General features: G+C 32.1%; 9 protein-coding genes. 6 read left to right on the forward strand and 3 right to left on the reverse strand.

The genetic code is table 11. The annotated features are described in order from the left end of the window. On the reverse strand, positions 1 to 549 hold a 549-nt coding region (locus B2217_RS03240; RefSeq protein WP_291122081.1), incomplete at its 3' end, for a methyltransferase domain-containing protein. 8 nt (positions 550 to 557) lie between these two features. After that, positions 558 to 1,361: a sulfite exporter TauE/SafE family protein gene (locus B2217_RS03245; RefSeq protein WP_180906234.1), complete on the reverse strand. Its 804-nt coding sequence runs from the start codon at positions 1,359 to 1,361 to the stop codon at positions 558 to 560. Between the two features lie 221 nt (positions 1,362 to 1,582). Here B2217_RS03245 and B2217_RS03250 point away from each other — a divergent pair, with 221 nt between their 5' ends. Together B2217_RS03250 and B2217_RS03255 are read left to right on the forward strand one after the other, a co-directional pair. Beyond that, positions 1,583 to 2,905 carry a M16 family metallopeptidase gene (locus tag B2217_RS03250; protein WP_180906235.1) on the forward strand — a complete coding sequence of 441 codons (1,323 nt, stop codon included), beginning with the start codon at positions 1,583 to 1,585 and terminating at the stop codon, positions 2,903 to 2,905. Between the two features lie 14 nt (positions 2,906 to 2,919). Next, positions 2,920 to 4,965 (forward strand): M16 family metallopeptidase, encoded by a 2,046-nt coding sequence (locus B2217_RS03255; RefSeq protein ID WP_244958025.1) that lies wholly within the window; start codon positions 2,920 to 2,922, stop codon positions 4,963 to 4,965. Between the two features lie 214 nt (positions 4,966 to 5,179). Here the strand turns inward: B2217_RS03255 and ccsA are convergent, their stop codons facing one another. Next, positions 5,180 to 8,470, reverse strand: a complete 3,291-nt coding sequence (gene ccsA / locus B2217_RS03260; protein ID WP_291122082.1) for a cytochrome c biogenesis protein — start codon at positions 8,468 to 8,470, stop codon at positions 5,180 to 5,182. Between the two features lie 270 nt (positions 8,471 to 8,740). Here ccsA and B2217_RS03265 point away from each other — a divergent pair, with 270 nt between their 5' ends. The 4 genes from B2217_RS03265 to B2217_RS03280 all read left to right on the forward strand — a co-directional run bounded on the left by B2217_RS03265 (position 8,741) and on the right by B2217_RS03280 (position 11,507). Continuing rightward, complete coding sequence (locus B2217_RS03265) at positions 8,741 to 9,169, forward strand: CC0125/CC1285 family lipoprotein (RefSeq protein WP_180906237.1); 429 nt, start codon at positions 8,741 to 8,743, stop codon at positions 9,167 to 9,169. 93 nt (positions 9,170 to 9,262) lie between these two features. Then, positions 9,263 to 10,519 (forward strand): Y-family DNA polymerase, encoded by a 1,257-nt coding sequence (locus B2217_RS03270; protein ID WP_180906796.1) that lies wholly within the window; start codon positions 9,263 to 9,265, stop codon positions 10,517 to 10,519. Continuing rightward, on the forward strand, positions 10,492 to 10,989 hold the full coding sequence (locus B2217_RS03275) for a LexA family protein (protein WP_280045956.1): 498 nt from the start codon (positions 10,492 to 10,494) through the stop codon (positions 10,987 to 10,989). The genes B2217_RS03270 and B2217_RS03275 overlap by 28 nt, the downstream gene beginning before the upstream one ends. A gap of 56 nt (positions 10,990 to 11,045) precedes the next feature. Continuing rightward, positions 11,046 to 11,507 (forward strand): hypothetical protein, encoded by a 462-nt coding sequence (locus B2217_RS03280; protein ID WP_180906239.1) that lies wholly within the window; start codon positions 11,046 to 11,048, stop codon positions 11,505 to 11,507. Positions 11,508 to 11,523 lie beyond the last annotated feature (16 nt).

The raw sequence follows: 11,523 nt of genomic DNA on the forward strand, positions 1-11,523 counted from the left end.
TTTTGCTCTTGGTGGAATAGAATTGTAACAATTTTCCATGACTTTGAAATCAAAATAATCGTTGAAATACGTCTGATATTCAGTTTTATCACCTCCAAAAGGCGGCGTGTCATTTCCGAATTCTCTGTTGAATAATACACCAACTAATTTTCCGTTTTCGGCTAGTAGTTCATTCATTTTGATGCTATAACTTTGACGTAATTTTGGATCTAACGCACAGAAAAAAGTTTGTTCTAAAATCAAATCAAACTCACCATCTAACTCAAAAAAATCTTGATGAAGAACTTTGATATTGGGATTATGTTTAAATTTTTCTTTAATTTTTTCGACTACAATTTCCGAAATGTCAATCAACGTAATATTTGTAAAACCTTGTTCCAAAAGGTATTCTGCTTCGTAAGCATTTCCGCAACCAGGAATCAAAATACGGATATTTTTATCTTCTAATTGATCGATATACTCTTTTAGCGGAGTAGAAGGAGCTTTTAAATCCCAACCAGTTTGATTTGTGGTGTATTTATCGTTCCAAAAATTTTCGTTCAGTTCCATACTTTAAATTATTGAATTATAAATTCTTCGATGAACATAAAAATTGCCATTAAAATAATAAAGATAGCAAATGTTCGCTTTAGAAATTGTACCGGTAAAAATTTGTTGATGTAGGTTCCGACAAGAATTCCAACCATAGAAATTCCAATGAAAACACTCAAGAAACTCCAGTCAATTTTGATGTGTAAAGCATCACCAATAAAAAATCCGATAAGTGAATTGATGGCAATAATTACCAATGAAGTTGCCGAAGCTCTTTTCATATCTAATTTTGCAACCATCATTAATGCCGGAACAATCAAAAAACCTCCGCCAGCACCAACCATTCCTGTTAATCCTCCGATTAAAAATCCTTGAATTAATAAAACAGGATTTAGCTTATCATTTTTCTGATCAATTTGCTCTTCTTTCTTGCCTTTTAGCATAGAAATAGCTGCGAAAACCATTAGAATAGCGAATAAACCAAACATTGCCATTCGACGTGTGACGATAAAATCGCCTATAGAAAATAAATTACTTGGTAGAGCAGGAATTAAAAATGCCCGAACCAATGTAATTCCAACAACAGCTGGTAATCCAAATTGAAAAACGACTTTCCAATCAACCATTTTTTGCGAAGCTTGCTTTATTCCTCCAATCAATCCTGTTGATCCAACGATGCATAATGAATAAGCAGTAGCAATTTTTTCGTCGAAATGAAAAATATACGCTAAAATAGGAACGGCTAAAATAGATCCACCACCACCAAGAACTCCCATAATTAGTCCGATGAAGAAGGCGCCTACAAAACCAAAAAACTCTATAAAATCCATTTTTTTTCTCTCGATTTTTACAAATCTATAGCAAATACAATAACAATTACTATAGGTATATTATGAAATATTGTTGTAAATTAATACAAATGCCTACTAAATCAATAGACGTGTATTATTTTACTTTTTTTAATTATTATGCAAATTTGGTGTAACATTTTCAAAAAAACTGCTACTAATGTTACATAAGCATAATAGATAAAAAACTTAAAAACTACTAAATGAAGAAAATTTTTATGTCTATCTTATTTGCAGGATCAGCGTTATTTGGTCAGCAAATAAAATTTGATGAGTATACTCTACCAAACGGATTGCATGTTATCCTTCATCAAGATAATTCTGCTCCAGTTATTACAACAGGTGTTATGTATCACGTAGGTTCGAAAGATGAGCAAGTTGGTAAAACAGGTTTTGCACACTTTTTTGAGCATTTATTATTCGAAGGAACAGAGAACATCAAAAGAGGGGAATGGTTCAAAATTGTTTCTTCTCACGGAGGTTCTAACAATGCGAATACAACAACAGATAGAACATATTATTACGAAACTTTTCCATCAAATAATTTAGAATTAGGATTATGGATGGAATCTGATCGTTTGCGTCAACCAATTATCAATCAAATTGGTGTCGATACACAAAAAGAAGTTGTAAAAGAAGAAAAACGTTCTCGTTTAGACAATCAACCTTATGGTAAATTTTCGTACGGAGAAGCAGTTAATCCTCACGTTTTCAAAAAACACCCTTACCGTTGGAGTGTAATTGGTTCTTTTGAGGATTTAAGTAATGCGAAATTAGATGATTTCAAACACTTTAGTCAAACTTTTTATGTGCCAAACAATGCTGTATTAGTTGTTGCGGGTGATTTTAATAAAGACGAAGCAAAGAAATTAATTGAGAAATATTTTGGTGTAATTCCAAGAGGAAAAGATGTTGTGAAAACGGTTGTAAAGGAAGATCCAATTACATCAGAAATTCGTGCAACAGAATATGATGCAAATATTCAGATTCCTTTATTGGCGATTAATTATCGTACGCCAGATAACAAATCAAAAGATGCTTATGCATTAGAAATGTTATCAAGCTATTTAACAGGTGGAAAATCATCAGTTTTATATAAAAAATATGTTGACGAGAAAAAAGAAGCATTACAAATTTTTGCTTTCAATCGTCAAATGGAAGATTACGGAATTTATTCAATCGGAATTTTACCACAAGGAGAAGTTTCTTTGGATAAATTAGAAGGAGATTTACAACAAGATATAGAAAAAGTTCAAACAAATTTGATTTCTGAAGAGGATTACCAAAAAATCTTAAATGGAATTGAAAATAGTTTTGTGGCTTCAAAATCGGGTGTTCAAAACATTGCACATGCTTTAGCGGATGCTTATATGTTGGGCGGAGATACAAATAAAATCAACGAAGAATTGAAAATTTATCAATCTGTAACAAGAGAGGATATTCGTAATGTTGCTAAAAAGTATCTAAACAAAAACCAACGTGTAATTATTCATTATTTACCAGAATCTAAAAAAGCTGCAAAATAAAAAACAACCGAATTATGAAAACAAAAATATTATCTCTTGCAATCGCTTTTATGGCAGTTAGCTTAAATGCACAAGTGGCGATTCCAATGCCAAAACCAGGTCCAGCACCAACGGTTAATTTAGGAAAATCGAACGAATTCAAATTAAAAAATGGTTTAACAGTTATCGTTGTTGAAAATCATAAATTACCACGAGTTTCTGCGACATTAACAATCGATAATCCTCCATTTGCATTAGGTGCAAAAAAAGGAGCAGAGTCTTTGTTAGGCGAAATGTTGGGAACAGGAACAAAAACAAAATCCAAAGATGATTTCAATAAGCGTATTGAGTTTTTAGGTGCTCGCGTTAATTTTTGGGAAGAAGGAGCTTCTGCAAGTTCTTTGACTAAATACTTTAACGAGATTTTTGGTTATATGGCTGATGGAGCTATGAATCCAAACTTTACCGAAAGTGAATTTGCTGATGTTAAAAAACGTTACATCGAAGGTTTAAAAGCTGACGAAAAATCTGTAGAAGCTGCAGCATCTCGCGTTTCGAATATATTAGTTTACGGAAAAAATAATCCTTTCTCAGAATTTGATACACCAGCCCAAATTGAGAAAATTACATTGCAAGATGTGAAGGATTACTACAATACCTACTACAAACCAAACAATGCTTATTTGATTGTTGTTGGAGATATTTCGACAAAAGATGTAAAAGCATTGGCGGAGAAAAACTTTGATTCTTGGCAAACAGGAAAATTAAATATTCCAGCATTTCCAAAAGTAGAAGAAGTTACAAAAACGGAATTAAATGCGATTAACATGCCGAATGCAGTGCAATCTGTGGTTTCGGTTTCGTATCCAGTTCAGTTGACAAAGAAAGATCCAGATTATTATGCAGCGTTAATTGCGTCATCTATTTTAGGAGGAGATTTCAATTCAAAATTGAATATGAATCTTCGTGAAGCGCATGGTTGGACATATGGAGCACGTGGAGGAGTTTCTGATTCTCGTTACGTTGGGCGTTTCAATACTAATGCAACTGTTCGTAATGAAGTAACTGATTCTGCAATTGTTGAGACGATGAAAGAAATCAAAGGAATGACGTTAAACAAAATTGATCAACAAACGTTGAATGATGTAAAAGCGAAATTCTTAGGAAACTTTATTTTGACTTTAGAAAGTCCTTCTACAGTTGCGAGTCAAGCTTTAACTAAAAAAACAAATCAATTATCAGATAGTTTTTATGCAGATTATATCAAAAATATTAATGCAGTAACAATTGATGATGTTTTACGAGTTTCGAAAAAATATTTCCGTCCAGATCAAGCAAAAATCAATGTAACAGGGAAATTAGAGCAAATTGCTCCAGCTTTAGAAAAATTAGGCTACCCAGTTAATTATTACGATTCTTTCGGAAATAAAATAGATAAACCAACTTCTGGTGCAAAAACTACAACAGTTACTGTCGCTCAAATTACAGATAATTATTTTAAAGCTATTGGTGGTGCGGACAAAGTGAAAGCTGTAAAATCGATTGCTCAAAAAGGAAAAATTGAGACAATGGGAATGAGTGGAGATTATGCCATAAAAAATGCGGCACCTAATAAAACTGCAACTGAATTCACGATTATGGGAATGACTATTAAACAAGTTTTTGATGGTCAAAAAGGTTATATGTCTCAAGCAGGTCAAAAAATGGATTTACCAGCAGATATGACAGCTCCTTTGTTTAAGACAAATTCATTATTTACACCTTTGTCAGAGGGTTATAAAACAGCTAAAGTAGAAGGAATCGTTTCTGAAAATGGAGTTGAGTATTATAAAGTTGTTGCTGCTGATATTGATCGTACTGATTTTTATGATGTAAAAACAGGTTTGTTAATGAAATCTGAGCAAAAAATGAAATCTCCACAAGGAGATATGATTGCAACGACAATTAACAAAGGATATAAAACGTTTGATGGAATATTAATGCCTTCTGAAATGATAACGGAAACAGGTCAGCAAACGATCAAAATTGTTATTGATACAACAGAAATTAATAAAAACGTTTCTGACACAGATTTTAAATAAACAATTCTTTTAAATATTTTTCAAATTAAAAAGGTAATCCGAGTTTTTGGATTGCCTTTTTTAGTTTTATAAAATATAAGCTTCTTCTAAGAATCTATTTAATATAGATTTCTCTAACGTCTAGGTTTTAAAAATTATATTTAATGATTATTAAAACCAAAATAAAAAAGCTCACCTTTCGATGAGCTTTTAACATTTATAATATTCAAAGAAATTAATTTTTTGATTTTACGTGGTAAACTTTGTTTTGGAAATACCAAGCTGCAATAGATAAAACTAACATTGCGACTGCTGTTGCAGGAACCCAGAATGGAATTGGAATTGGATCTCCGGCTGCGTATGAGTGTAATCCAGATAAGTAATAGTTAACGCCAAAATACGTCATAATTACTGTCCAAACTGCCCACATTGCAGCAACGTTGAATGCAAATTTTCCTCTTAAACCTGGAACTAAACGCATGTGTAAAACAACTGCATAAACAATTACTGAAACGAATGCCCAAGTTTCTTTTGGATCCCAAGACCAGTAACGTCCCCAAGATTCGTTTGCCCACATACCGCCTAAGAATGTACCGACAGTAAGCAAATAAATACCGATTGTTAACGACATTTCTGAAACGTAAGTCATTTCTTTTAGAGAAATTTCAATCTTTTTATTTGGTTTAATCATCATGATAATTAATGAGAAAACCCCTAAAATAGCACTTAATCCAAAGAAACCATAAGATGAAACGATAATCGCAACGTGTACAATTAACCAATATGATTTTAGAACTGGTACTAATGGTGTAATTTGTGGATCTAACATAGAACCTCCATGCGCAAATCCCATCATAATTACAGCAACCATAGCTCCTGTTGTAGGAATAAATGCGTTTCGGTTTTTGTATAATAACAATCCAGCTAAAACACTAATCCATGAAATAAATACAATGGCTTCGTAACCGTTAGACCAAGGTGCGTGTCCCGTTAAATACCAACGAACACCAAGTCCTGCGGCTTGTATGATAAAGACAATAAATATTAATCCCAAACAAACATTGATAATTCGATGCAGTGCTTTGCTTTCTGAAAATAACTGAATGAATGATAAAATCATTAAAACTCCACCAACCATACAATAAGCAATCATCACCCAAAAGAAAACGTTGTATTTGTTGTATAAAACCTCAATCTCAACTTTTGTTGGAGAAGGCACAACATTTTTACCCCATTTTTGTTGGTATTTATCGATATAATCTACCGCATTATCTGCAGGCGTCCAATTACCATTTTCTAATCCTTTCGAAACCATGTTAAAATAAACACTAATCATTCCAAGTGCCATTGTATCGATTTCTACAGGATTTTCTTGTGTTTGATAAATCCAAGAAGTCCAACGCTCTGAAGGATCATTCTGAACTGGAATTATTTTTAATTGATAACCTTTTGCAGTTTGATCTAAAATATTGAAACGCTCTGTAACTTTAATTACTTCCTCATCAAATTTAGAACGCTCTGAAGGTTTTCTTGAGAATGCTTCGTTATAGGCTTTGTCTAATTTGAAACGAGTTGTTTTTGGATCAATCAAATTCATTAAAGATGTGTAACCATCTTCATTTGCGCTTGTAATTTTCTTTAAACGATCACCACCTTTATCACCAACTTCAATCATCGGAGCATTTACCCAATAAGCAGGATCTAATTGCAAAGAAATAAACCATTTATTGGCAGATAATCCGTGGAATTTATCTTTTTTGTAAACTTTTCTAAGGATTTCTAACGCTTGCGTATTAACAGGTTTTATACGTCCTTCGATATCTTGTGTAAGTAAATGACCAAATTTATCAGCGTGCTCGTCCGGAATTTTTACGTTCTTCGCTAATTCATCACCATCAGCCATTTTTGTTGAAAAACTACCAATATGTTCTGATGAATGAACATTACCTTTTTCCGAATCAGTCTGAATTTTTTGATGTCCATTTTTTTCTCCATCAGTAGTACTTGGATTTTGAGCAAATGCTAATCCAGAAAGTAAAAATAATGGAAGTAAAATATTTACTTTTTTGGTATGTAAACTTTTTAATAAAGAGTTTAATTGTGTAAAACGAGTTCCTTTCCAGAATAATGAAACAAACATTCCCCCAAATAATAAGAAGTATCCTAAATAGGTAATGTTAGTTCCCCACCAGTCTTGGTTAACTTGTAAAATAGTTCCGTCTTCTGTTGGGAAATAACTCGATTGGAAGAAACGGTAACCTTTATAATCCATTACATTGTTCATATAAATGTGATGTTTTGTTTCTTTTCCCTCGTCGATAACTGTAATGTTAGATTCGAAAGAAGAAGGATTTGTAGAACCAGGATAACGATCTAAAATAAAGTCATCTAAACGAATGCTAAATGGAACTTTTACTAATTTAGAACCGTAACCTAACGAAATATTCATTCCGTCAATTTGTACGTCAGCAGAATAATTTGTGACACCTTTTCCACCAACAATCGTCACTGTATCGCGTTTATCACCAACAATAACTTCGGCTCTAATTGCACCAGGTAGATTCTTTTCTTCTGCTTTAAATTTAGAACCTTGTCTATATAAAACTTCACCTTTGAAAGCCGGATTTGGAACTACAAATTGCGCTCCGTTGATTGTATATAACGAACGTAGTTTTAATGGAGCAGGAACATTAAATTCAACTTTTCCAGCACCTTCTTGCAATTTTTGCATGTCTGTAATTTGTCCAACTTGTTGTCCAGCCATTTGTACATATTCTCCTTCGAAAGGCGATTTGATAACCAAATTTTCTCCTTCTCCAGTAATTTGTACCGCACCATCTTGCGGTCTATTGTACGAAACTAAAGTTCCATTAACACTTTTTATTTCACCATTTCTGATGAAAACAGAATTACGTCCAGCTTGTCCAACTGTCACGATTTCTAAAACATTAATTCCTTCTTTTTTTCTTACAACCGTATCTAAAGCGTGAGGTACGTAATCAAAAGTTTTTAATTTAATGACTTTATCTTTGAACTGATATTCACCTTCAAAGTGTCTACGGAACAAAGAACTTGTACTATCTTTTCTGTCAAAATACGTCATATTGTATTGATGATTATCGTATGCTAAACGTTGTGTACCATCATCAACCATCATCTTGAAATAAGATTTGTACGATGTAATTTCGTTACTTGTTCCTCCTTCTGGAATAGGCATTTCACCCTCGAAACTGATGTAACGAGTAATTCCTCCTCCAATAAAAATAAACAAAAATGCTAAGTGGAAAACCAATAAAGGCAATTTTTCCTTTGACCATAATCGGTATCGTTTGATATTCATTAAGAACAAAACGATCAACCAAATCATTAATACCTCAAACCACTTTGCCTCGTAAATAACAGCTTTTGCAGTAGCCGTATCGTAGTCATTTTCAATGAAAGTGGCATAACCCATGGCGATTGCGTAGATGAATAGCAAGACCGTCATGGTTCTGGTAGAAAATAGATATTTTTCTAATTTACTCATTACTTATAATTGATTTACAAAAATAGGTGAGTTTATCAGATAAAGCATTAAAACTTAAATGATTTTTATTAGAATCAATGAGTTAATAGAATGTTAAATATATTGCACCGAAATTGATTTTAAATATGTGAAAAACATACTATTAATCAGAAATGTTTATAAAAAAGTATTTTCTTCAAAAATAATTTGTTAAGAAAATATTTAGAAATATCAAAAACATATCTTAAAAGGAATAACTTTTGTTAAAGCACAATAACCAATTATAATGATATGAAAAAATTAACTCAAATTTTATGTGCTGGAGCTTTCATTTTTGCTTTAGCAAGTTGTCATAACAGCAAGGCTGTTGCATACCAAAAAGATAATGGTACAGGCGGTTATACCGAAGAAAAGGTAAACAATGATACGTATATTGTTAGTTTTGATGGAAACGAATACAATAAAAAAGACAAAACGTTTGACTATGCTTTGTTGAGAGCAGCAGAAATTGGTCAGCGTAATAATTTTGATTATTTTGCAATTTTAAGTACGGTGAACGATAAAGTCTTGGAAAAAAGTAACAGCTATACAAAGTTAGATAATAATGATACGTGGCTGAAAGTACAATATTTCAAAAACAGTAAACCAATAAAATTTCAAACGGTTTATGAACCAGCTGTTGTAATAAAAGATTTGCATAAAAAATATAAAATTAAATAAGGATACAAACCACTCATTTGAGTGGTTTTTTTTTTGAATAAATTAACATTTTCGATGACACAATGTGGCGTTTTAACTTCTCAACTTTGTATTATGTTCGCATTGATAGATTGTAATAATTTTTACGCCAGTTGCCATCGTGTTTTTCAACCGAAGCTTCTTCATCAGCCAATTGTAGTATTGTCTAATAATGATGGTTGTGTAATTTCGCGTTCTGCCGAAGCGAAGTTAGCTGGAATTCCAATGGGTGCGCCTGCGCATCAATTTCAACGTATTTTTGAACAGAAAAAAATCAAAGTTTTTTCGTCAAATTATCAATTATATGCGGATATGAGCAATCGTGTAATGTCGATTTTATCGTTGTATTCGCCCGATCAAGAAATTTATTCGATAGACGAATGTTTCTTAAAATTGAATGGATTTGATCGTTTTGATTTGAAAAATTACGGATTAGAAATCAAATCTAAAATTTATCAGTTTACAAAATTGCCAGTTTGTGTTGGAATTGCACCAACTAAATCCTTGGCGAAATTAGCGAATCATATTGCGAAAAAATTTCCAGAAGTTCATCAAGGAGTTTATGTTATTCAGACTCAAGAACAAATCCATAAAGCGTTAAAATGGTTAAATATCGAAGATGTTTGGGGAGTTGGTAGACGAATGTCACGACGTTTGAGAATGATTGGTGTCAATAAAGCGTTGGACTTTGTACAATTAAAAGATGATTTTCTTCGGAAAGAATTTTCGATAGTAGGTTTGCGTTTGAAAAAAGATTTGTTAGGTGAAGCGGTGTTAGATTTAGAAGCGATTTCGGCAAAGAAAAGTATTGCAACGACGCGTAGTTTTGAAGAATATACCAACGATTTTGAATATGTAAAAGAGCGTGTTGCTACTTTTGCGGTTTCGTGTGCAGAGAAACTTCGGAAACAGAATTCGTCTTGCAATTTGGTTACAGTTTTTATTCAGACCAATAATTTTGATAGAAATAAACCGCAATATTACCGTACAATTTCGGTCCATTTACCTTACGAATCGAATTCAAGTATTACGTTGTCCAAATTTGCAATTAAAGCGTTTGAGCAAATTTATAAAGATGGTTATGAGTACAAAAAGGCTGGAGTAGTGGTATCTGGAATTGTTTCGTCAGATCAAAAACAATTATCGCTTTTTGAAGAAGAAAATCCAAATCATCCAGATTTGATGAAAGTCATCGATTTGTTGAACAAAAAATTTGGTGCAGCAAAAATAAAATTAGCTTCGCAAGATTTGAATAAAACGTGGAAAATGCGTCAAAATAATTTATCACCTTGTTATACAACGAAGTGGAAAGATTTGTTGGTGGTGTATTAAATGATAGAAAAATGAATGGAGAGATAAAAATGTTAGACAAAGAACTCAATCTTTTTGTGATAAATACAGATGGTGAGAAAAAATATATTCCGAATTTTGGTCATGTAAATGCTGGATTTCCTTCACCTGCAGAAGATTTTGTAGATGATAAAATAAGTTTGGATGAACGTTATTTAACGCATCCCGAATCTATTTTTTTGATTGTCGTTGGTGGAGATTCGATGTATCCTGTTTATCAAAAAAATGATATTTTGGTGATTCGGACAGATCTTATTCCGTTGCATCATGATGATATTATTGTTTCCGTTAATAATGAAGATTATACGTTGAAACGTTTTGATAAAATAAACAATAAATTAATAGCAATAAATCCAAATTACAAAGATTGTGTACAAATACACGAAAATGATGAGGTGGTTATTTTAGGTGTTGTGGGTGTTTTGGTACGAGAAAAAACGAATAGAATTTAAACCTTTGTTGTAACTTTTTTATAAAACATGCATCTTAATAGTAAAGATATGATGTTATGAGAAAATTTATTTTATTGTGTTTTGCAGTGATGTTGGTACAATCTTGTGTGACAATTTCAACTGTTTCTAATGTGTCAACGAATGCGTCAAGATATTTGAGTATTGATGGAATTTATAAAACAGAAGGAACAACATATTCGGCAACAAAAGTGATTAGACGAAATAATAATCAAATCGTTTTGGACTTTACACAAATGCAAGGAGAAGTTTATTATTTCTTGAAAACAAATCAAGATATAGAACTTGAATTAGATTATGAAGTGAAACAAAAAAATGGTTTAATGGATTTCTCGATAGTAGATTATACAGGAAAAGAATTAACTCAAATAGGTAGTGCTTCGAAAGGAAAAATGAATAAAAAAGAATCTATTCATTTAGAATCTTATAAAAGTTATAGAATCAATTTTAAAGGAGATGAGTTTAAAGGAAAAGTATCTGTTCAGTTAAATAATAAATAAAAATAAATAAGGTCGA

The organism is Empedobacter sp. UBA7620 (genome assembly GCF_002484185.1).
Lineage (GTDB): Bacteria > Bacteroidota > Bacteroidia > Flavobacteriales > Weeksellaceae > Empedobacter > Empedobacter falsenii_C.